The sequence below is a fragment of the Pseudomonas fulva genome (assembly GCF_023517795.1).
In the GTDB taxonomy this organism is placed as follows: domain Bacteria; phylum Pseudomonadota; class Gammaproteobacteria; order Pseudomonadales; family Pseudomonadaceae; genus Aquipseudomonas; species Aquipseudomonas fulva_D.
This window is the reverse complement of record NZ_CP082928.1, coordinates 976,678-997,623: the sequence shown is the minus strand read 5'-3', so window position 1 is coordinate 997,623 and position 20,946 is coordinate 976,678. Positions and strand designations below refer to the sequence as shown.

General features: G+C 63.6%; 18 protein-coding genes and 1 pseudogene. 16 read left to right on the top strand and 3 right to left on the bottom strand.

Features of this window, described 5'->3' with window-relative positions; translation table 11 throughout:
- The first annotated feature begins 16 nt into the window (after positions 1 to 16).
- Complete coding sequence (locus K8U54_RS04500; protein ID WP_249909048.1) at positions 17 to 973, top strand: methyltransferase; 957 nt, start codon at positions 17 to 19, stop codon at positions 971 to 973.
- 38 nt (positions 974 to 1,011) lie between these two features.
- Here the strand turns inward: K8U54_RS04500 and dapC are convergent, their stop codons facing one another.
- Positions 1,012 to 2,208: a succinyldiaminopimelate transaminase gene (dapC, locus tag K8U54_RS04495; protein ID WP_249909047.1), complete on the bottom strand. Its 1,197-nt coding sequence runs from the start codon at positions 2,206 to 2,208 to the stop codon at positions 1,012 to 1,014.
- 311 nt (positions 2,209 to 2,519) lie between these two features.
- Here dapC and K8U54_RS25295 point away from each other — a divergent pair.
- Both K8U54_RS25295 and K8U54_RS25290 read left to right on the top strand, forming a co-directional pair.
- Positions 2,520 to 3,509 (top strand): annotated as a pseudogene (locus K8U54_RS25295) (cache domain-containing protein); the annotation flags it as partial.
- A gap of 138 nt (positions 3,510 to 3,647) precedes the next feature.
- Entirely contained in the window at positions 3,648 to 4,412 is a 765-nt protein-coding gene (locus K8U54_RS25290; protein WP_434060013.1) for a methyl-accepting chemotaxis protein, read from the top strand.
- A 39-nt stretch (positions 4,413 to 4,451) separates the two neighbouring features.
- Here the strand turns inward: K8U54_RS25290 and K8U54_RS04485 are convergent, their stop codons facing one another.
- Positions 4,452 to 7,145, bottom strand: a complete 2,694-nt coding sequence (locus K8U54_RS04485) for a [protein-PII] uridylyltransferase (RefSeq protein ID WP_249909045.1) — start codon at positions 7,143 to 7,145, stop codon at positions 4,452 to 4,454.
- Between the two features lie 37 nt (positions 7,146 to 7,182).
- A complete protein-coding gene (map, locus tag K8U54_RS04480; protein WP_249909044.1) occupies positions 7,183 to 7,983 on the bottom strand; it encodes a type I methionyl aminopeptidase in 801 nt (266 codons plus the stop codon).
- A 301-nt stretch (positions 7,984 to 8,284) separates the two neighbouring features.
- Between map and rpsB the strand changes: the two genes are divergently transcribed.
- The 13 genes from rpsB to lpxA all read left to right on the top strand — a co-directional run bounded on the left by rpsB (position 8,285) and on the right by lpxA (position 20,943).
- Positions 8,285 to 9,028, top strand: a complete 744-nt coding sequence (rpsB, locus tag K8U54_RS04475; protein WP_013792518.1) for a 30S ribosomal protein S2 — start codon at positions 8,285 to 8,287, stop codon at positions 9,026 to 9,028.
- 128 nt (positions 9,029 to 9,156) lie between these two features.
- Positions 9,157 to 10,020: a translation elongation factor Ts gene (gene tsf, locus K8U54_RS04470; protein ID WP_249909043.1), complete on the top strand. Its 864-nt coding sequence runs from the start codon at positions 9,157 to 9,159 to the stop codon at positions 10,018 to 10,020.
- A 185-nt stretch (positions 10,021 to 10,205) separates the two neighbouring features.
- Positions 10,206 to 10,949: a UMP kinase gene (pyrH, locus tag K8U54_RS04465; RefSeq protein WP_013792516.1), complete on the top strand. Its 744-nt coding sequence runs from the start codon at positions 10,206 to 10,208 to the stop codon at positions 10,947 to 10,949.
- Positions 10,946 to 11,503 (top strand): ribosome recycling factor, encoded by a 558-nt coding sequence (frr, locus tag K8U54_RS04460; RefSeq protein ID WP_070884113.1) that lies wholly within the window; start codon positions 10,946 to 10,948, stop codon positions 11,501 to 11,503. Before pyrH ends, frr begins: the two co-directional genes overlap by 4 nt.
- 16 nt (positions 11,504 to 11,519) lie before the next feature.
- A complete protein-coding gene (gene uppS / locus K8U54_RS04455; protein WP_070884112.1) occupies positions 11,520 to 12,284 on the top strand; it encodes a polyprenyl diphosphate synthase in 765 nt (254 codons plus the stop codon).
- The gene (locus K8U54_RS04450; RefSeq protein ID WP_249909042.1) at positions 12,284 to 13,099 is read left to right on the top strand and encodes a phosphatidate cytidylyltransferase; all 816 of its coding nucleotides are present in this window, start codon (positions 12,284 to 12,286) and stop codon (positions 13,097 to 13,099) included. Before uppS ends, K8U54_RS04450 begins: the two co-directional genes overlap by 1 nt.
- Positions 13,096 to 14,289 (top strand): 1-deoxy-D-xylulose-5-phosphate reductoisomerase, encoded by a 1,194-nt coding sequence (ispC, locus tag K8U54_RS04445; RefSeq protein WP_249909041.1) that lies wholly within the window; start codon positions 13,096 to 13,098, stop codon positions 14,287 to 14,289. The genes K8U54_RS04450 and ispC overlap by 4 nt, the downstream gene beginning before the upstream one ends.
- Positions 14,286 to 15,638 carry a sigma E protease regulator RseP gene (gene rseP / locus K8U54_RS04440; RefSeq protein ID WP_249909040.1) on the top strand — a complete coding sequence of 451 codons (1,353 nt, stop codon included), beginning with the start codon at positions 14,286 to 14,288 and terminating at the stop codon, positions 15,636 to 15,638. The genes ispC and rseP overlap by 4 nt, the downstream gene beginning before the upstream one ends.
- A 73-nt stretch (positions 15,639 to 15,711) precedes the next feature.
- A complete protein-coding gene (gene bamA, locus K8U54_RS04435) occupies positions 15,712 to 18,072 on the top strand; it encodes an outer membrane protein assembly factor BamA (RefSeq protein WP_249909039.1) in 2,361 nt (786 codons plus the stop codon).
- Between the two features lie 48 nt (positions 18,073 to 18,120).
- Positions 18,121 to 18,624: an OmpH family outer membrane protein gene (locus tag K8U54_RS04430; RefSeq protein WP_070884108.1), complete on the top strand. Its 504-nt coding sequence runs from the start codon at positions 18,121 to 18,123 to the stop codon at positions 18,622 to 18,624.
- A complete protein-coding gene (gene lpxD, locus K8U54_RS04425; RefSeq protein WP_249909038.1) occupies positions 18,624 to 19,685 on the top strand; it encodes a UDP-3-O-(3-hydroxymyristoyl)glucosamine N-acyltransferase in 1,062 nt (353 codons plus the stop codon). The genes K8U54_RS04430 and lpxD overlap by 1 nt, the downstream gene beginning before the upstream one ends.
- Positions 19,686 to 19,729: 44 nt before the next feature.
- The gene (gene fabZ / locus K8U54_RS04420) at positions 19,730 to 20,170 is read left to right on the top strand and encodes a 3-hydroxyacyl-ACP dehydratase FabZ (RefSeq protein WP_131177911.1); all 441 of its coding nucleotides are present in this window, start codon (positions 19,730 to 19,732) and stop codon (positions 20,168 to 20,170) included.
- On the top strand, positions 20,167 to 20,943 hold the full coding sequence (gene lpxA, locus K8U54_RS04415; protein WP_070884107.1) for an acyl-ACP--UDP-N-acetylglucosamine O-acyltransferase: 777 nt from the start codon (positions 20,167 to 20,169) through the stop codon (positions 20,941 to 20,943). The genes fabZ and lpxA overlap by 4 nt, the downstream gene beginning before the upstream one ends.
- Positions 20,944 to 20,946 lie beyond the last annotated feature (3 nt).

The following is a 20,946-nucleotide window of genomic DNA, read 5'->3' as shown; positions in this document are numbered from 1 at the left end:
CAGATCCGGGGCATCGATGCACAGCGAGCAAAACACCCTACAACAGCAGGCGCTATTGAGCCTTGGCCAGACTCTCGAGCAGAAGGGCTATCGATTTATCACCGGTACGCCGTTGACCCACGAACGGGTCAACGGCCGCCCGGAAAACCGGCAGGCCCATGACCTGGCCGGCGTATTCGGCTGGAGCCGACCGTTCCAGGCACAGGTGGTGGGGGACGAGCTGCTCGAGTTGATGCGTGCCGGTGGCGTGCTGCAGCAACAGGGCGCGCAGCTGTCCAGCGCGGTGCGCTGGTCCAGCCTGGGAGGCAAGCTGTTTGTGCACTCCCGCTACCCGACCGTGCAGGCCGACGCCGTGTTCTTCGGGCCCGACACCTACCGATTCGTGCGCGCCATCGATGCCTTTCTCGGTATGCCGTCGACTGCAGTGGTGTCGCGGGCAGTGGATATCTGCTGTGGCGCCGGGCCGGGTGCCCTGTGCATCGCCCAGGCGCGACCGGCTGCCCAGGTGCTGGCGGTGGATATCAATCCCCGGGCACTGGAATTCACCCGTATCAACGCGGCGCTGGCCGGGGCGAGCAACGTTGAGGCGCGTTACAGCGACCTGCTGAAAAACGTCGACGGCGAGTTCGATCTGATCGTCGCCAACCCACCCTACATGCTCGATGCCGACAGCCGGGCCTACCGCGATGGTGGCGGTGAGCTGGGGGCCGGGCTCTCCGAAGCCATCGTCGAGGCGGCGCTCGGCCGCCTGGCCCCCGGTGGCAGCCTGCTGCTGTATACGGGCGTGGCGATGACCGCGGCCGGGGATCCGTTTCTGGCCTACGTCGAACGCACCCTGGGCGATCCGGCACTGGCCTGGCGGTACGAGGAGATGGACCCGGACGTGTTCGGCGAGGAATTGCTCAAGCCCGGCTATGAGCAGGTCGAACGCATCGCCGCGGTGGTGCTGACCGTTACCCGCACGGCAGGGTGACGCCATGAGGCTGAGGGGGTGCCCTCAGCGCTCGGTCTTCAGGCGGTTTCGATAAAGCGGCGAATGCGCTGCGCCGCTTCCACGCACTCCGCCAACGGTGCGACCAGTGCCATGCGTACCCGCCCGGCGCCCGGGTTGAAACCCTCCACATCGCGGGACAGGTAGGAGCCCGGCACCACGGTGACATGTTCCCTGGCGAACAATGCCCGGGTGAACTCGGCATCATCGCCTGGCGTCCTGGCCCACAGGTAGAAGCCGCCGTCCGGGCGTTGCACGTCCATCACGTCCTGGAGAATCGCCAGCACGGCGTCGAACTTCTCGCGGTACAGGTCGCGGTTGGCGCGTACGTGCTCTTCGTCCTGCCAGGCGGCGATGCTGGCCAGCTGGGTCTGAACCGGCATGGCGCAGCCGTGGTAGGTGCGGTACAGCAGGAAGGCCTTGAGAATCTCCGCATCACCGGCCACGAACCCCGAGCGCAGCCCGGGCAGGTTGGAACGCTTGGACAGGCTGTGGAACACCACGCAGCGCTTGAAGTCGCTGCGGCCCAGCTCGGCGCAGGCGGTCAGCAGGCCGGGCGGCGGGTTTTCCTCGTCGAAGTACAGCTCGCTGTAGCACTCGTCGGCGGCGATCACGAAGTCGTACTGGTCGGCCAGGGTGATCAGCTTCTTGAGGGTGTCCAGCGGGATCAGGGCGCCGGTCGGGTTGCCGGGCGAACACAGGAAGAGGATCTGGCAGCGCTGCCATACCTCGGCTGCTACCGCGTCGAAATCCGGATTGAAGCCGTGTTCGGCCAGGCACGGCAGGTAGTGGGGCTGGGTGCCGGCGAGCAGGGCTGCGCCTTCATAGATCTGATAGAACGGATTGGGGCTGACCACCAGGCCATCGACGTCGCGCTGTGCCACGGTCTGGGTGAAGGCGAACAATGCCTCTCGGGTGCCGTTGACCGGCAGCACATGGCGCGCAGCGTCCAGCCAGCCGGCCGGCACCCTGAAGCGCCGTGCGCACCAGGTGGCGATGGCCTCGCGCAACGCCGGGATGCCCTGGGTGGTGGGGTAGACGGCCATCTGGTCGAGGTTGTCGGTCAGTGCCTGGGCCACGAAGGCCGGCGAGCGGTGCTTGGGTTCGCCGATCGACAGGGCGATGGGCGAGCGATCCGCCGCCGGGGTGACGCCGGCGAGCAGGGCACGCAGTTTTTCGAAAGGGTAGGGCTGCAGCTGGGCGAGGGCGTGGTTCATGATGATCCGACGGGTCCTTTGTGGGGCGACGACAAAGTTGTCGACACTAGCACGTGGGCCGTCTCAGGAAAATTGCTTATCGGCGCTGACCAATATTGCCCCGCGCTGGGGGGCATCGCCTGGCTACCAAAAGCGTCGCGAATGCCTGCGACAGGAGGCCGTAGCGCCCTCTGGAAAAGCGCTTTTTCCGTCGTCATTTATCTGGCTGACGTGTTGGTCAGATTTTTCGAAAGCGCCCCTAAAGCCGCATCGCTTTGGGTCGATAGCCTGAAGGTAATCCTCCCGGCATCCCTTTAAGCGAGAGCTCCTTCATGCGCACCCTCAAATTCAGCCACAAGATCATGCTGGCTGCTTCCCTGGTGGTCATTGCGGCCTTCGCGTCCTTCGCGCTGTACAACGACTACCTGCAGCGCACGTCGATTCGCGACAACCTGGCCAACTACCTCAATGATGTCGGCCAGGTTTCCACGGGCAACATCCAGCACTGGCTTTCCGGGCGCATGCAACTGCTCGACAACCTGGCCGAAGCGGTGCAGGACGACAGCGCACCGGCACCGCTGGCCAGAAACCTGCAGCACCGCAGCATCGCCTCTGCCTTCCTGTACGCCTACTACGGCCAGAACGACGGTACCTATACCCAGTTTCCGCCGAGCGAGCTGCCGGCCGGCTACGATCCGCGGCAGCGTCCCTGGTACAAGAGTGCCGCGGGCAGCAGCGGCCCGGGCCTGACCGAGCCCTACCTGGCGGCCGACCCGCGTGACGGCCTGCTGATCACCATCACCCGGCCGGTCAGCGTCGGCGGCACCCTGCAGGGCGTGGTCGGCGGCGACCTCAAGCTGCAGACCATCGACGACATCCTCAATTCCTTCGACCTGGGTGGCATGGGCTATGCCTTCCTGGTCGACGACAAGGGCACGATGCTGGTGCACCCGGACAAGAGCCTGGTGCTCAAGAAGCTGCCGGAGCTCTACCCCGAGGCCACGCCGCGCCTGGAATCCGGTCTGCAGAACACCATCGGCATCGATGGCAGTGCGCGCATCGTCACCTTCCTGCCGGTGCAGGGCCTGGCCGGCGTGCGTTGGTACGTCGGCCTGTCGGTCGACGAGGGCAAGGCGTTCGCGGCGTTGCGCGAATTCCGTATTTCGGCGCTGACCTCCACGGTCATCGGGGTGATCGCCATCCTGCTGCTGCTCGGTGCGCTGATTCGCATCCTGCTGCGCCCATTGCACGTGATGAGCGATGCCATGAGTGGCATCGCCGAAGGCGAGGGCGACCTGACCCAGCGTCTGAAGATCGACTCCGGCGACGAATTCGGCGAACTGGCCGGGGCCTTCAACCGCTTCGTCGAGCGTATCCACGAGTCGATTCGCGAAGTGGCTTCGACCACCCGCGAAGTGCATGCCCGGGTCAGCACCGTGGTGCAGGCCTCCAATGCCTCCATGGGCAACTCCAGCGAGCAGGCGGCGCGCACCGACAGCGTCGCCGCGGCGATCAACGAGCTGGGCGCCGCTGCCCAGGAGATCGCCCGCAACGCCGCCGATGCATCGATTCAGGCCAGCGAGGCGCGCCGCGATGCCGAGGAAGGTCAGGGCATGGTCGAGCGCACCCTGGGCTCGATGGGTGACCTGTCGGACAAGATCCAGGCCTCGGGCAACCACATCGAATTGCTGAGCGAGAAGAGCAACGATATCGGCCAGATCCTCGACGTCATCAAGGGCATCTCCGAGCAGACCAACCTGCTCGCCCTCAACGCCGCCATCGAGGCGGCGCGTGCCGGCGAGGCGGGTCGCGGTTTCGCGGTGGTGGCCGACGAAGTGCGCAACCTGGCCCAGCGCACCCAGAGCTCGGCCCAGGAAATCCAGCAGATGATCGAACAGCTGCAGTCGGGGGCACGCGATGCCGTGACGACCATGAGCGAGAGTCGCCGCTTCAGCGACGACAGCGTGCGCATCGGTGGTCAGGCCGGCGAGAACCTGCGTGGCGTGACCCGCCGCATCGGCGAGATCGACGGCATGAACCAGTCCGTGGCCACCGCCACCGAGGAGCAGACCTCGGTGATCGAGAGCCTGAACATGGACATCACCGAGATCAACACCCTGAACCAGGACGGTGTGCGCAACCTGCAGGCCAGCCTGAGCGCCTGTACCGAGCTGGATCAGCAGGTCGGGCGGCTCAAGCAACTGGTGGACAGCTTCCGGATCTGACCCCTGCAGCGCGGGCCCCGAATGGGGCCCGCGCTGCATTCAGATGCTGATCTGTGTCGGGCTGGGGCTGCTGGCCGACAGCTTGGTGATGATGGTCTGCTGCAGGCGCGCGCACAGCTCGGGGTCGGACAGCGGCTGGTTGTTGGCATCGGTGACGAAGAACACGTCCTCCACCCGCTCGCCCAGGGTGGCGATCTTGGCGTTCTGCACCGACAGGTCGAAATCCAGGAAGATACGCCCGATCTTGGCCAGCAGGCCCGGTCGATCCGGCGCCGTGAGCTCGACCACGGTCACCGGCCGCTGGGCATCGTTGTGGATGGTCACCTGGGGCGCGAAGGCGAAGTGCTTGAGCTGGCGCGGCACGCGGCGCTGGATGATGCTGGGGTACTCGTCCGGGTGCATCAGGGTGTCGACCAGGCTCTGGCGGATCTGCCGGATGCGCGCCGGGTTGTCACCGATCGAGCCGCCTTCGGCTTCCAGCACGATATAGGTGTCGAGGGTGAACTGGCTGGTTGAGGTGAGAATCCGCGCATCGTGGATGTTCAGGTTCAGCTGCGCCATGGCCGCCACCGTCACCGCGAAGAAGTCGTGCTGGTCCGGCGCGTAGATGAAGATCTGCGTGCCGCCCTCGAATTCGCGCTGGGTGGTTTCCTTGATCAGCACCAGCGGGCCGCCGTCATCCGGGTGCTGGAGGATCGCATTGGTGTGCCAGGCGACGTCCTCGGCGCTGTGGCGCAGGAAGTAGTCGTCGCCCAGCTGCGACCACAGCTGCTCGACGTCATCCGGGTCGGTGCCGCCGTTGACCAGGGTATCGAGCGCGGCGCCCTGGGTCAGGCGAATCTGTTCCTCGCGCTCCACCGGGTTTTCCAGGCCGCGCTGCAGCGCCCGCTTGGTCTCGGTGTAGAGTTGGCGCATCAGGCTGGCACGCCAGGAATTCCACAGCGTCGGGTTGGTGGCGTTGATGTCGGCCACGGTCAGCACGTAGAGGTAATCCAGGTGCGTCTGGTCGCCGACGAAGGCGGCGAAGTCGTTGATCACCTGCGGGTCGGACAGGTCCTTGCGCTGGGCGGTGGTCGACATCGCCAGGTGGTTCTGCACCAGCCAGACGATCAGCCCGGTGTCCCAGGCGGGCAGGTGGTGGCGATGGCCGAAGGCTTCGGCGTCCAGGGCGCCGAGTTCCGAGTGGTCGCCGCCGCGGCCCTTGCCGATGTCGTGGTACAGCCCGGCCAGGTAGATCAGCTCGGGCTTGGGCAGTTTGTCGATGAGCTTGCTGGCCAGCGGAAACTTTTCCGCCAGTTCCGGCCACTTGAACTTGCGCAGGTGCTTGATCAGATTGAGGGTGTGGGCGTCGACCGTGTAGATGTGGAACAGGTCGTGCTGCATCTGCCCGACGATATGGCCGAACTCCGGCAGGTAGCGGCCGAGGATGCCGTAACGGTTCATGCGCCGCAGGTTGCGATGGATGCCCTGTTCGCACTTGAACAGCTCGATGAACAGGCTGGTGTTGCGAATGTCGCGGCGGAACTCGTCGTCGATCAGGTAACGGTGGTCACGCAGCAGGCGGATGGTGTCGGCGCACACGCCATTGAGCTCGGGGTGCTGGGCCATCAGCACGAAGATCTCGAGGATGGCGAACGGCGTGCGCTTGAAGACGTTGGTGTGGGTCACCTCGATGTAGCCGTCACGTACCTGGAAACGGCTGTTCAGTGGCTTGGCCGGCGTGCTGTCGCCGGCGCGGAGGATTTCTTCCTCGAAGTGCTGGTTGATCAGGTCGCTCAGCTCGGCGATGGCCATCACCACGCGGTAGTACTTCTGCATGAAGCGCTCGATGGTGCGCTTGGTATCGCTCTCGTGGTAACCGAGCAGCTCGGCGACCTTGCTCTGGTGGTCGAACAGCAGCCGGTCCTCGGCGCGCCCGGCGAGCATGTGCAGGGCGTAGCGCACCTTCCAGAGAAACTCCTGGGACGAGGCGAGCAGGGCGTATTCGCTTTCCAGCAGAAAGCCCTGGCCGACCATGGCGTGCAGGTTCAGGGTGCCGAAATGCCGGCGCGCCACCCACAGGATGGTCTGGATGTCGCGCAGCCCACCGGGCGAGCCCTTGACGTTGGGCTCCAGGTTGTACTCGGTGTCGTTGTACTTGGCGTGGCGGGCCTTCTGTTCGTCACGCTTGGCCAGGTAGAACGCCTTGCTCGGCCACATGTGGGCGGTGGCGGTCACTTCCTGCATGCGCTCGCGCAGGTGCTCGGGGCCGGCGATGGTGCGGCTTTCCATCAGGTTGGTGATGACGGTCAGGTCGGCGCGCGCCTGTTCGCCGCACTCGGCCACCGAGCGCACGCTCTGGCCGACCTCCAGGCCGATGTCCCAGAGCAGGGTGAGAAAGCCCTCGATGGGCTCGCGGAAGGTTTCTTGGTCGTCGCCGCCCAGCAGGATCAGCAGGTCGATGTCGGAATAGGGGTGCAGTTCGCCGCGGCCATAGCCGCCCACCGCCAGCAGGGCGATTTCCGCCTCGCGGCTCCAGGTGAAGCGGTTCCAGGCTTCGAGCAGGATCTGGTCGGTGAAGCGTGCGCGGTCCTCGACCAGGCGGCGCACGTCGCGGTTGTCGCGAAAGCGCGCATCGAGCACCTCGTGGGCGCGGCGGATGGCTTTCTTGAAGGCGCCGATGGGGCTGGACTTGAGTGCCAGTTCCGCCTGGAACTGGCCGCGATCGAACAACTCGGCGTCTAGCAGCGACATGCGGCGGCCTTCCTTCATCTATAGGTGGGTGCTCGTATCAGGCCGAGGTGCGGGCGATGGTGTCGTCGCTGCGCAGGGTAAAGATCTCGTAGCCGTCTGCGGTGACCAGCAAGGTGTGCTCCCATTGGGCGGACAACTTGCGATCCTTGGTGATCGCGGTCCAGCCGTCGCCCAGCACGCGGGTTTCCGGGCGGCCCTGGTTGATCATCGGCTCGATGGTGAAGGTCATGCCTTGCTGGAGCTCCATGCCGGTGCCGGCGCGGCCGTAGTGCAGCACCTGCGGATCCTCGTGAAACACCGAGCCGATGCCGTGGCCGCAGAACTCGCGTACCACCGAGAAGCCGTTCTTCTCGGCGTGCTTCTGGATCACTTCGCCGATATCGCCGAGGCGCGCGCCGGGGCGAACCACTTCGATACCTTTATAAAGGCATTCCTGGGTGACACGCGACAGGCGCTCGGCCCACTCCGGCACCTTGCCGACGTGAAACATGCGGCTGGTGTCGCCGTAGTAGCCGTCCTTGATCACGGTGATGTCGATGTTCATCACATCACCTTCCTTGAGCGGCTTGTCGTTGGGGATGCCGTGGCACACCACATGGTTGAGCGAGGTGCAGATGGATTTCGGAAAACCCGGGCGGCCCGGCGCCGCACCGTAGTTGAGCGGGGCGGGGATGGCCTTCTGCACGTCGACGATATAGTTGTGGCAGATGGTATTGAGTTCGTCCGTGGTGACGCCGGGTTTGACGTGCTCGGCGATCATCTCCAGCACGTCGGCGGCCAGGCGACCGGCGATGCGCATTTTCTCGATTTCGTCGGGCGTCTTCAGGGTGACGGTCATGGTGATCTCGGTAGCTCTGTAAAGGACGCCATTCTAAGCTGCAGGCCACAAGCTGCAAGCTACAAGTACGAGCAGGGCGCCGATCTTGAGCTAGGCTCGAGTGGTTCAGGGAGTCAGCCACTCGGCTTATGGCTTGCTGCTTGTAGCTTACGGCTGCTTCCTGTGGTATAAAACGCGCCGCTTTACGGGGTAGACCCCGAAAGCCTAACCCCACACACGTATCGACACGATTTCCTGGGTGCCCGCAAGGGTTGGGAATTGGGATGCGTGGAGGCCTAACCCGACTTATCAAGGAACTATCATGTCCCAAGTCAATATGCGCGATATGCTGAAGGCCGGTGTGCACTTCGGCCACCAGACCCGTTACTGGAACCCGAAAATGGGCAAGTACATTTTCGGCGCGCGCAACAAGATTCACATCATCAACCTGGAAAAGACCCTGCCGATGTTCAACGACGCCCTGTCGTTCGTTGAAAAGCTGGCTGCTGGCAAGAACAAGATCCTGTTCGTCGGCACCAAGCGTTCCGCTGGCAAGATCGTTCGCGAAGAAGCAGCTCGTTGCGGCTCGCCGTTCGTCGATCATCGCTGGTTGGGCGGCATGCTCACCAACTACAAGACCATCCGTGCCTCGATCAAGCGTCTGCGCGATCTGGAAGTACAGTCCCAGGACGGTACCTTCAGCAAGCTGACCAAGAAAGAAGCCCTGATGCGCACCCGTGATCTGGAAAAACTGGATCGCAGCCTGGGCGGTATCAAGGACATGGGCGGCCTGCCGGACGCACTGTTCGTCATCGACGTCGATCACGAGCGCATCGCGATCACCGAAGCCAACAAGCTGGGCATCCCGGTCATCGGCGTTGTCGATACCAACAGCAGCCCGGAAGGCGTTGACTACATCATCCCGGGTAACGACGACGCCATCCGCGCCATCCAGCTGTACATGGGTGCCATGGCCGACGCTGTGATCCGTGGTCGCAGCAACACCGGCGGCGCTACCGAAGAGTTCGTCGAAGAAGCACCGGCCGCAGAAGCTGCCGAAGGCTAAGCGGTAACGCAGAGCATCTCGTGTTATGCGCTGCGCAAAAAGGGGGCTAGGCCCCCTTTTTGTCACTCACAGATTTGATCGCCCGCCCTGCGGGTGATGGTTGAAGACCTACCAAGAGGATTTTCAAGATGGCAGAGATTACTGCAGCACTGGTCAAGGAACTGCGCGAGCGTACCGGCCAAGGCATGATGGAGTGCAAGAAGGCCCTGGTTGCCGCTGGTGGCGACATCGAGAAAGCGATCGATGACATGCGCGCTTCGGGCGCCATCAAGGCCGCCAAGAAGGCTGGCAACATCGCTGCCGAAGGTTCCATCGCCGTTCGCGTCGAAGGCAACCGTGGCCTGATCATCGAAGTCAACTCGCAGACCGACTTCCTGGCTCTGCAGGACGACTTCAAGGCCTTCGTCAAGGAAAGCCTGGACGAAGCCTTCGAGAAGAACCTGAGCGAAGCCGCTCCGCTGATCGCCTCGCGCGAATCCGCTCGTGAAGCGCTGGTTGCCAAGTGCGGCGAGAACGTCAACATCCGTCGTCTGACCGCCGTTTCCGGTGACACCGTTGGTGCTTACCTGCACGGCCACCGCATCGGTGTTCTGGTGGTCCTCAAGGGCGGTAACGACGAGCTGGCCAAGCACGTCGCCATGCACGTGGCGGCGTCCAACCCGGCCGTTGTTTCCCCGGACCAGGTTTCCGAGGAACTGGTTGCCAAGGAAAAGGAAATCTTCCTGCAGCTCAACGCCGAGAAGATCGCCGGCAAGCCGGAAAACATCGTCGAGAACATGGTCAAGGGCCGTATCGCCAAGTTCCTGGCCGAAGCCAGCCTGGTCGAGCAAGCCTTCATCATGGATCCGGAAGTCAAGGTCGGTGACCTGGTGAAGAAAGCCGGTGCCGAAGTCGTTTCCTTCGTTCGTTACGAAGTGGGCGAGGGCATCGAGAAGGCCGAGACCGACTTCGCTGCCGAAGTTGCTGCTCAGGTTGCTGCCAGCAAGCAGTGATAACTGCTTAGCTAGCGCCCCAGAAGAGGCTGCCCGCTCACGCGCGCGGCCTCTTTTTCAAAGGGGATTTTTTTCGAAACGACGGTCGGTGCCGGTGGCACTCACGGTCGTGAGCGCTGTCGAAGCGCTCGATATGCGAGCCACTCGGTTCGCAGGTTTTTATTACGCCGCAGGAGAGAATGGTAATGGCTCAGCAGGTGAGTGGTCGTCAACCGCGCTACAAGCGCATTCTGCTCAAACTCAGCGGCGAGGCCCTGATGGGCTCGGAAGATTTCGGCATCGATCCCAAGGTGCTCGATCGCATGGCGCTGGAAGTCGGCCAGCTGGTCGGTATCGGCGTGCAGGTGGGGGTGGTGATTGGCGGTGGCAACCTGTTCCGGGGTGCCGCGCTCAGCGCCGCCGGCATGGATCGGGTCACCGGTGACCATATGGGCATGCTGGCCACGGTGATGAACGCCTTGGCCATGCGCGACGCCCTGGAGCGCTCGAACATCCCGGCGCTGGTCATGTCGGCCATCTCCATGGTCGGCGTCACCGACCACTACGATCGCCGCAAGGCCATGCGCCACCTGAAAACCGGTGAGGTGGTGATCTTCGCTGCTGGCACTGGCAACCCGTTCTTCACCACCGACTCGGCCGCCTGCTTGCGCGGTATCGAGATCGACGCCGATGTGGTGCTGAAGGCAACCAAGGTGGATGGTGTGTACACTGCCGATCCGTTCAAGGATCCGCATGCGGAAAAATTCGATCGCCTCACCTATGACGAGGTGCTCGATCGCAAGCTGGGCGTGATGGATCTGACGGCCATCTGCCTGTGCCGGGATCACAACATGCCGCTGCGTGTTTTCAATATGAACAAGCCGGGTGCCCTGCTCAATGTCGTGGTGGGCGGCGCCGAAGGTACTTTGGTCGAGGAAGGTAAAGAATGATCAACGAAATCAAGAAGGACGCCCAGGCCCGCATGCAGAAGAGCCTGGAATCGCTGGCTCACGCATTCAGCCGCATTCGTACCGGTCAGGCTCATCCCAGCATCCTCGGCGGCGTGATGGTGCCGTACTACGGCGCGGACACCCCGCTGAATCAGGTCGCCAGCGTGACCGTCAAGGATTCGCGCACCCTGCAGGTGGTGGCGTTCGAGCGCAGCATGCTGAGCGCGGTCGACAAGGCCATCCAGAGCTCCGGCCTGGGTTTCAACCCCACCAACCTGGGCGAGCTGCTGCTGGTCACCATGCCGGCGCTGACCGAAGAAACCCGTCGCGGTTTCACCAAGCAGGCCCGTGATGCTGCCGAAGACGCCCGTGTTGCCGTGCGCAACATCCGTCGCGACGCCATGAGCCAGCTCAAGGATCTGGTCAAGGAAAAGGAAATCAGCGAAGACGAAGAGCGTCGCGCTGCTGACGACGTACAGAAGCTGACCGACAAGTTCGTGGCCGAGATCGACGTCGCCGTGAAGCAGAAAGAAGCGGACCTGATGGCCGTCTGACGGCCAGGAAGTCGCCATGGACAATTGCAAAGTCGGTGCCGTGATGGCCGTTCCACGGCACGTGGCGATCATTATGGATGGTAACAACCGCTGGGCGCGCAAGCGCCTGTTGCCCGGTGTCGCCGGGCACAAGGCGGGCGTCGATGCGGTGCGCGCGGTGATTGAGGTCTGCGCCGATTCCGGCGTGGAAGTGCTGACCCTGTTCGCCTTCTCCAGCGAGAACTGGCAGCGCCCGGCCGACGAGGTCGGCGCGCTGATGGAGCTGTTCCTCAGCGCCTTGCGCCGCGAGGCACGCAAGCTCGACGAGAACGGCATCAGCCTGCGCATCATCGGCGACCGCTCGCGGTTCCATCCCGAATTGCAGGCCGCCATGCGCGAAGCCGAAGCGGCCACCGCCGGCGCGGCTGGCGAAAAGCGCTTCATCCTGCAGATCGCCGCCAACTACGGCGGTCAGTGGGATATCGCCCAGGCCGCCCAGCGCCTGGCGCGGGAAGTGCAGGGCGGCCATCTGCAGCCCGAGGACATCACCCCGCGCCTGCTGCAGGGCTGCCTGGCCACCGGTGAGCTGCCGCTGCCCGATCTGTGCATTCGCACCGGCGGCGAGCATCGGGTCAGCAATTTCCTGCTCTGGCAGATGGCCTACAGTGAACTGTACTTCTCCGACCTGCTGTGGCCGGACTTCAAGCACGACGCCATGCGCGCAGCGCTGGCGGATTTCGCCAAGCGCCAGCGGCGTTTTGGCAAAACCAGTGAACAAGTCGAAGCCGAGGCCCGCGCCTGATGCTCAAGCAACGAATCATTACGGCGCTGATCCTGCTGCCTATCGCCCTGGCAGGCTTCTTCCTGCTCGAAGGCGGCGCGTTCGCGCTGTTCATCGCCGTCGTGGTCGTGCTCGGTGCCTGGGAATGGGCACGCCTGGCGGGTCTTTCCGTGCAGCCGCTACGTATCGCCTACGGGGCGCTGGTGGCGGTGCTGCTTTATCTGCTTTACGTCGCCCCTGCCCTGGCGCCCTGGCTGCTGGCCGTGGGCGTGCTGTGGTGGGCGTTCGCGACCTTTCTGGTGCTCAACTACCCGGCTAGCAGCCGCTACTGGGGCGGCCTGCCGGGGCGCCTGGCGATCGGCCTGCTGATTCTGCTGCCGGCCTGGCAAGGGCTGGTGGTGATCAAGCAGTGGCAGCTGGCCAACTGGCTGATCCTGGCGGTGATGGCGCTGGTCTGGGTGGCGGATATCGGCGCCTACTTTTCCGGCAAGCGCTTCGGCAAGCGCAAGCTGGCACCGCGGGTCAGTCCCGGCAAGAGCTGGGAAGGCCTGGTCGGCGGGCTGCTGCTCAGCCTGCTGCTGACGGTGGTGGTGGGCTTGTATCGCGATTGGTCGTTCACCCAGTTTCTGCTGGCGCTGCCGGCCGCTGCGCTGGTGGTGCTGATTTCGGTGGTCGGCGACCTCACCGAAAGCATGTTCAAGCGCCAGTCCGGCATCAAGGACAGCAGCAACCTGCTGCCGGGGCATGGCGGCGTGCTCGACCGCATCGACAGCCTGACGGCGGCGGTTCCGGTGTTCGCCATGTTGCTGTGGCTGGCGGGCTGGGGCGCATTGTGAGCCAGGTTCAGCAGATCACCGTGCTGGGCGCTACCGGCTCGATCGGCCTGAGCACCCTTGACGTCATCGCCCGTCACCCGTCGCGCTACCAGGCATTCGCCCTGACCGCTTTCAGTCGTCTGGCCGAGCTGGAGGCGCTCTGCGTCATCCATCGTCCGCGTTTCGCCGTGGTTGCCGATGCCGCGGCAGCGGCCGATCTGCAGGTGCGCCTGCAGCAGGCCGGGCTCGATACCCGGGTGCTGTCCGGCGAGACCGGGTTGTGCGAGGTCGCCGCCCATGCCGAGGTGGATGCGGTGATGGCGGCCATCGTCGGCGCGGCAGGGCTCAAGCCGACCCTGGCCGCGGTCGAAGCCGGCAAGAAGGTGCTGCTGGCCAACAAGGAAGCCCTGGTGATGTCCGGCGCGCTGTTCATGCGCGCGGTGCGCCAGAGCGGCGCGGTGCTGCTGCCCATCGACAGCGAGCACAACGCGATCTTCCAGTGCCTGCCCCAGGATTACGCCCGTGGCCTGCAGCCGGTCGGCGTGCGGCGCATCCTGCTCACCGCCTCCGGCGGGCCGTTTCGTCAGGCCACGCCCGAGTCGCTGCATGCGGTAACGCCCGAGCAGGCCTGCGCCCACCCCAACTGGTCGATGGGCCGCAAGATCTCCGTGGACTCGGCCAGCATGATGAACAAGGGCCTGGAACTGATCGAGGCCTGCTGGCTGTTCGATGCGCGCCCGGAACAGGTGGAGGTGCTGATCCACCCGCAGAGCGTCATCCATTCCCTGGTCGATTACGTTGACGGCTCGGTGCTCGCCCAGCTGGGCAACCCCGACATGCGCACGCCCATCGCCCACGCCCTGGCCTGGCCGCAGCGCATCGACTCGGGTGTCGCGCCGCTGGATTTGCTTGCCGTGGCGCGCCTGGACTTCCAGGCCCCAGATGACGTTCGCTTTCCCTGCCTGCGCCTGGCGCGTGAGGCGGCGCAGGCCGGCGGCAGTGCGCCGGCGATGCTCAACGCCGCGAACGAAGTGGCGGTGGCGGCATTTCTCGAGCGGCGGATTCGCTTTACCGATATCGCGCGTATCATTGGCGGCGTTCTCGAGGCAGAGCCGGTCGTCGCGGTGGACTGTCTCGATGCCGTGCTCGAAGCCGACCGCCGCGCGCGGGAGCTGGCCGGGCAGTGGTTGAAGCGTGGAGAGGTGGCATGAGCGCACTCTATATGATCGTCGGCACCCTGATCGCCCTCGGGGTGCTGGTGACCTTTCATGAATACGGTCATTTCTGGGTCGCGCGTCGCTGTGGCGTCAAGGTGCTGCGCTTCTCCGTAGGCTTCGGCACGCCGCTGGTGCGCTGGCATGACCGCCAGGGTACCGAGTTCGTGATCGCCGCCATCCCGCTGGGTGGCTACGTGAAGATGCTCGACGAGCGCGAAGGCGACGTGCCGCCGGAGCTGGTCGAGCAGTCGTTCAATCGCAAGACCGTCAAGCAGCGTTTCGCCATCGTCGCCGCTGGGCCGGCTGCCAACTTCGCCCTGGCCCTGCTGTTCTTCTGGCTGGTGGCCATGCTCGGCAGCCAGCAGGTGCGGCCGGTCATCGGTGCCGTGGAGGCGGGCAGCCTGGCCCAGGTTGCCGGCCTGCAGGCGGGAGAGGAAATCGTTGCGGTCAACGGCAAGGCCACCACGGGTTGGTCGGCGGTCAATCTGCAACTGGTGCGCCGCCTCGGTGAAAGCGGCGAGCTGCTGATCACCACGCGCCACCCCGATGGCGGTGCGGATACGGCGCATCGCGTCGAACTGGACAACTGGCTGCGTGGCGCCAACGAGCCCGATCCGATCGCCTCGCTGGGCATTCGGCCGTGGCGGCCGAGCCTGGCGCCGGTGCTCGCCGAATTCGATCCGGAAGGTCCGGCCCAGGCCGCCGGCCTGCGCATCGGCGACCGCCTGCTGGCGCTGGATGGGCAAGCCCTGAGCGATTGGCAGGAGCTGGTCGACCGCGTGCGCGGGCTGCCGGGCAAGTCGGTCGCCATTGCCCTGGAGCGCGATGGTCAGCGTCTGGAAGTGCCCGTTACCCTGGCCTCGAAGGGCGAGGGTGAGGCGGCCACCGGCTACCTCGGCGCGGGCGTGGCGCCAGCGCAATGGCCGGCGCAGATGCTCCGCGAAATCAGCTACGGGCCGCTGGAGGCGGTCAGCGAAGCGGGCGCGCGAACCTGGACGATGAGCCTTCTGACCCTCGATTCACTGAAGAAAATGCTCTTCGGTGAGCTCTCGGTAAAAAACTTGAGCGGGCCGATAACCATTGCTAAAGTGGCGGGCGCTTCGGCCGAGTCCGGCCTTGGGGACTTTTTGAATTTCCTCGCCTACCTGAGTATCAGCCTGGGCGTTCTCAATCTGCTGCCCATTCCGGTTCTGGATGGCGGACATCTGCTTTATTACCTGGTCGAGTGGGTGCGAGGCCGCCCACTGTCCGAACGGGTGCAGGGTTGGGGGATGCAGATTGGTATCAGCCTGGTGATCGGGGTGATGCTGCTGGCTCTGGTCAACGACCTTGGTCGCCTGTGAGCTCAGCTGAATTATATATCTTTCGTCTCGCACGACTGATTTCTTATCGTTAGTTGGAATAAGAAAGGACTTCATGAAACGTCTGCTGCTACCTGCGGTTCTTTCCGCATTGATGATCGCCGAAGTTCACGCCGAGTCCTTCACCATCTCCGATATTCGCGTTAATGGCCTGCAGCGCGTCTCCGCGGGCAGCCTGTTTGGCGCACTGCCCCTGAACGTCGGCGAGTCGGCCGACGATCGTACGCTCACCGAAGCGACGCGCGAACTGTTCAAGACCGGTTTCTTCCAGGATATCCAGCTGGGCCGCGACGGCAACGTGCTGGTCATCACCGTGGTCGAGCGCCCGTCGATCTCCAGCATCGAGATCGAAGGCAACAAGGCCATCAGCAGCGACGATCTGCTCAAGGGTCTGAACCAGTCCGGCCTGGCCGAAGGCGAGATCTTCCAGCGTGCGACCCTGGAAGGCGTGCGTAACGAACTGCAGCGCCAGTACGTGGCCCAGGGGCGTTATTCAGCCGAGATCGACGCCGAAGTGATTCCCCAGCCGCGCAACCGCGTGGCGCTGAAGATCAACATCAACGAAGGCAGCGTGGCGGCCATTCAGCACATCAACGTGGTCGGCAACAAGGTTTTCGCCGATGAAGACCTGCAGGACCTGTTCGAGCTGAAGACCACCAACTGGTTGTCGTTCTTCCGCAACGACGACAAGTACGCCCGTGAAAAACTTTCCGGTGACCTGGAGCGTCTGCGCTCCTATTACCTGGACCGCGGCTACATCAACATGGATATCACCTCCACCCAGGTATCCATCACCCCGGACAAGAAGCACGTCTACATCACCGTCAATATCGACGAAGGCGAGAAATTCACCGTTCGTGACGTGAAACTGTCCGGCGACCTCAAGGTGCCGGAAGAAGAAGTCCGCGCGCTGCTGCTGGTCAAAGAGGGCCAGGTGTTCTCCCGCAAGGTGATGACCAGCACCAGCGAGCTGATCACCCGCCGCCTGGGCAACGAGGGCTATACCTTCGCCAACGTCAACGGCGTGCCCGAGCCGCACAACGATGACAACACCGTATCCATCACCTTCGTCGTCGATCCGGGCAAGCGTGCCTACGTCAACCGCATCAACTTCCGCGGCAACACCAAGACCGAAGACGAAGTGCTGCGTCGCGAGATGCGCCAGATGGAAGGCGGCTGGGCCTCGACCTACCTGATCGATCAGTCGAAGACGCGCCTGGAGCGTCTGGGCTTCTTCAAGGAAGTCAACGTCGAGACCCCGCAAGTACCGGGCACCGATGACCAGGTCGACGTCAACTACAGCGTCGAGGAGCAGGCCTCGGGTTCGATCACCGCGAGCGTGGGTTTCGCCCAGAACGCCGGTCTGATCCTGGGTGGTTCGATCACCCAGAACAACTTCCTGGGTAGCGGCAACCGCGTCAGCCTCGGCCTGACCCGCAGCGAATACCAGAGCCGCTACAACTTTTCCTTCACCGATCCGTACTGGACCGAAGACGGCGTGAGCCTGGGCTACAACGCCTTCTACCGCACCACCGACTACGACGAACTCGATGTCGATGTCTCCAGCTACTCGGTCGACAGCCTTGGCGCCGGCATCAACATCGGTTACCCGATCAGCGAGACCGCGCGACTGACCTACGGCCTGACCGTACAGCAGGACGAAATCAACACCGGGCGCTACACCGTCGACGAGATCTTCGACTTCACCCGTCAGGAAGGCGAGAAGTACGTCAACTTCAAGGCCTCCGTGGGCTGGTCCGAATCCACCCTCAACCGTGGCGTGCTGGCCAACCGCGGTCATTCCCAGAGCCTGGTGTTCGAAACCACCGTGCCGGGCAGTGACCTGTCGTTCTACAAGCTCGATTACCGTGGCCAGGTGTTCAAGCCGCTGACCGATACCTACACCATGCGTTTCCATACGCAGCTGGGTTACGGCGGCGCCTTCGGCTCGACCGAGAAGCTGCCGTTCTACGAGAACTACTACGCTGGCGGTTTCAACTCGGTACGTGGTTTCGAAGACAGCAGCCTGGGCCCGCGCAGTACGCCGAGCACCGGCAGCAACCCGGGCACGCTGCGTGACCCGGATCAGGATCCGCTGCCGTTCGGTGGTAACGTGCTGATCCAGGGGGGTGCCGAATTGCTGTTCCCGCTGCCATTCGTCAAGGATCAGCGTTCGTTGCGTACCGCGCTGTTCTGGGATGTGGGTAACGTCTTCGACACCGATTGCAGCACTGGCCAGAAGAACCGTGGCGACAGCTGCGACATCGATTTCGGCAACCTGGCCAGCTCGGTGGGTGTCGGCGTTACCTGGATCACCGCGCTCGGCCCGCTGAGCTTCAGCCTGGCGATGCCGGTCAAGAAGCCGGACGACGCCGATACCCAGGTATTCCAGTTCTCCCTCGGCCAGACGTTCTAAGCGTCTGCTCACGAATCACCAAGACAGTTTTTCTGCAGGAGTTGCACCGTGCGTAAGTTGACTCAATTGGTTCTGTTAAGCGTCACCCTGCTGGCCACTCCGGCCTTCGCGGAAATGAAGATCGCCGTGCTCAACTACCAGATGGCGCTGCTCGAGTCCGATGCGGCCAAGCGCTACGCGGTCGACGCCGAGAAGAAATTCGGCCCGCAGCTGAACAAGCTCAAGACCCTGGAAAGCGACGCCAAGCGCATTCAGGACCGCATCGTCAAAGACGGCGAGAAGATGCAGACCGCCGAACGTGAGCGTCTGGAACTGGACTTCAAGCAAAAGGCCCGTGACTTCCAGTTCCAGTCCAAGGAGCTGAACGAAGCCAAGGCGGTTGCCGATCGCGACATGCTCAAGAAGCTCAAGCCCAACCTGGACAAGGCGGTTGAAGAGGTCATCAAGAATGGCAACTTCGACCTGGTGCTCGAGCGCGGCGCGGTCATCGATGTCAAACCGCAGTTCGACATCACCCGCCAGGTCATCGAGCGCATGAACCAGATGCGTTGATGATGTCCACACCGGTATTCACCCTCGGCCAGTTGGCCGAACAGCTGGGCGCCACCTTGCGTGGCGCGGCTGATCAGACAGTCGACGGGCTGGCAACCTTGCAGGATGCCGGCCCGTCTCAGCTGACGTTCCTGTCCAATGCGCAGTACCGCAAGCATCTGGGCAGTTGCCAGGCGGCGGCCGTGCTGCTGACCGCCGCGGATGCGGAAGGCTTCGCCGGCAATGCGCTGATCGTCGCCAATCCGTACCTGGCCTATGCGTCGCTGTCCCATCTGTTCGATCGCAAGCCCAAGGCTACGCCGGGCGTTCATCCCACCGCCCTGGTGGCCGAGGATGCCCATGTCGACCCGAGCGCCGCGATTGGCCCTTACGCGGTCATTGAGGCGGGGGCGAAGATCGCGGCGGGGGTCACCGTCGGTGCCCATTGCGTGATCGGCGCGCGTTGCGAAATCGGCGAGGGCGGCTGGCTGGCGCCCCGGGTTACCCTGTACCACGACGTGCGTATCGGTAAGCGGGTGGTGATCCAGTCCGGTGCGGTGATCGGTGGCGAAGGCTTCGGCTTCGCCAACGAGAAGGGCGTCTGGCAGAAGATCGCCCAGATCGGTGGCGTGAGCATCGGTGACGATGTCGAAATCGGCGCCAATACCACCCTCGATCGCGGTGCCCTGTCCGATACGCGTATCGGCAACGGCGTGAAGCTGGATAACCAGATCATGATCGCGCACAACGTGCAGGTCGGCGACAACACGGCGATGGCCGCCTGCGTCGGGATTTCCGGCAGCACCTCGATCGGTAAGAACTGTATGATCGCCGGCGGCGTTGGCATGGTCGGCCATATCGATGTGTGTGACGGCGTATTCGTGACCGGCATGACCATGGTCACCCGCTCGATCACCGAGCCCGGTGCCTATTCGTCGGGTACCGCCATGCAACCTGCAGCCGAGTGGAAGAAAAGCGTGGCGCGCATCCGCCAGCTGGACGACATGGCCCGGCGTGTGAAGCAGCTGGAAAAACAGCTCGCTGCCGTGACCTCGAGCGGGAATGCCTCATCTGATGCCTGAGCCAATGGCTGGCTCTCTTCTTTTTATTACGGGCTTCTCTGGAAATGATGGAAATCAACGAAATTCGCGAGTACTTGCCGCACCGTTATCCGTTCCTGCTGGTGGATCGGGTCACGGATCTGGATCTTGAGGGCAAGTGCGTTCGTGCCTATAAGAATGTCAGCGTCAACGAGCCATTCTTCAACGGCCATTTCCCCGAGCACCCGATCATGCCCGGCGTCCTGATCATCGAGGCCATGGCCCAGGCCGCAGGTATCCTCGGCTTCAAGATGATGGACGTGAAGCCTGCCGATGGCACCCTCTACTACTTCGTCGGCTCCGATAAGCTACGCTTCCGTCAGCCTGTCGTGCCCGGTGACCAACTAATCCTCGAGGCCAGGTTCCTCAGCAGCAAGCGCAGCATCTGGAAGTTCGAATGCAAGGCCACGGTCGATGGCAAGGAAGTGTGCTCGGCCGAAATCATCTGTGCGGAACGCAAGTTATGAGTTTGATTGACCCTCGCGCCATCATCGATCCCAGCGCCAAGCTGGCAGACGACGTCGTCGTCGGCCCTTGGTCGATCATTGGGCCCGACGTAGAAATTGGCGAGGGCTGCGTGCTGGGTCCCAACGTGATCATCAAGGGCCCTACCCGAATCGGCAAGCACAACAAGATCTACCAGTTCGCCTCCCTGGGTGAAGACACCCCGGATCGCAAATACAAGGGCGAGCCTACGCGCCTGGTCATCGGTGATCACAACATCATCCGCGAAGGCGTGACCATGCACCGCGGCACCATTCAGGATCGTGACGAAACCACCATCGGTGATCACAATCTGATCATGGCCTATGCCCACATCGGTCACGACAGCGTGGTCGGCAACCACTGCATCCTGGTCAACAACGTGGCCCTGGCCGGGCACGTGCACATCGGCGACTGGGCGATCCTGTCCGGTTACACCCTGGTGCATCAGTTCTGCCACATCGGCGCGCATGCCTTTGCCGGCATGGGCGCGGCGATCGGCAAGGACGTTCCTGCCTACGTCACGGTATCCGGCAACCCGGCCGAAGCGCGCAGCATGAACTTCGAAGGCCTGCGCCGTCGGGGTTTCAGTGCCGAGTCGATGCAGGCGTTGCGCCGCGCCTACAAGATCGTCTACCGGCAGGGCTTCACCATCGAGGAAGCACTGGTCGAGCTGGAAGAAGTGGCGGCCCAGTTTGCCGAAGTGGCGGTGTTCCGCGATTCGATCCTGACCTCCAGCCGCGGCATCACCCGCTGAACC

Bases quoted from the DNA above. Each gene is read 5' to 3' on its own strand.
- K8U54_RS04500 (WP_249909048.1), top strand. From the start codon at position 17: ATGCACAGCGAGCAAAACACCCTACAACAGCAGGCGCTATTGAGCCTT.
- dapC (WP_249909047.1), bottom strand. From the start codon at position 2,208: ATGAACCACGCCCTCGCCCAGCTGCAGCCCTACCCTTTCGAAAAACTG.
- K8U54_RS25290 (WP_434060013.1), top strand. From the start codon at position 3,648: ATGGGCAACTCCAGCGAGCAGGCGGCGCGCACCGACAGCGTCGCCGCG.
- K8U54_RS04485 (WP_249909045.1), bottom strand. From the start codon at position 7,145: ATGTCGCTGCTAGACGCCGAGTTGTTCGATCGCGGCCAGTTCCAGGCG.
- map (WP_249909044.1), bottom strand. From the start codon at position 7,983: ATGACCGTCACCCTGAAGACGCCCGACGAAATCGAGAAAATGCGCATC.
- rpsB (WP_013792518.1), top strand. From the start codon at position 8,285: ATGTCCCAAGTCAATATGCGCGATATGCTGAAGGCCGGTGTGCACTTC.
- tsf (WP_249909043.1), top strand. From the start codon at position 9,157: ATGGCAGAGATTACTGCAGCACTGGTCAAGGAACTGCGCGAGCGTACC.
- pyrH (WP_013792516.1), top strand. From the start codon at position 10,206: ATGGCTCAGCAGGTGAGTGGTCGTCAACCGCGCTACAAGCGCATTCTG.
- frr (WP_070884113.1), top strand. From the start codon at position 10,946: ATGATCAACGAAATCAAGAAGGACGCCCAGGCCCGCATGCAGAAGAGC.
- uppS (WP_070884112.1), top strand. From the start codon at position 11,520: ATGGACAATTGCAAAGTCGGTGCCGTGATGGCCGTTCCACGGCACGTG.
- K8U54_RS04450 (WP_249909042.1), top strand. From the start codon at position 12,284: ATGCTCAAGCAACGAATCATTACGGCGCTGATCCTGCTGCCTATCGCC.
- rseP (WP_249909040.1), top strand. From the start codon at position 14,286: ATGAGCGCACTCTATATGATCGTCGGCACCCTGATCGCCCTCGGGGTG.
- bamA (WP_249909039.1), top strand. From the start codon at position 15,712: ATGAAACGTCTGCTGCTACCTGCGGTTCTTTCCGCATTGATGATCGCC.
- lpxD (WP_249909038.1), top strand. From the start codon at position 18,624: ATGATGTCCACACCGGTATTCACCCTCGGCCAGTTGGCCGAACAGCTG.
- fabZ (WP_131177911.1), top strand. From the start codon at position 19,730: ATGATGGAAATCAACGAAATTCGCGAGTACTTGCCGCACCGTTATCCG.
- lpxA (WP_070884107.1), top strand. From the start codon at position 20,167: ATGAGTTTGATTGACCCTCGCGCCATCATCGATCCCAGCGCCAAGCTG.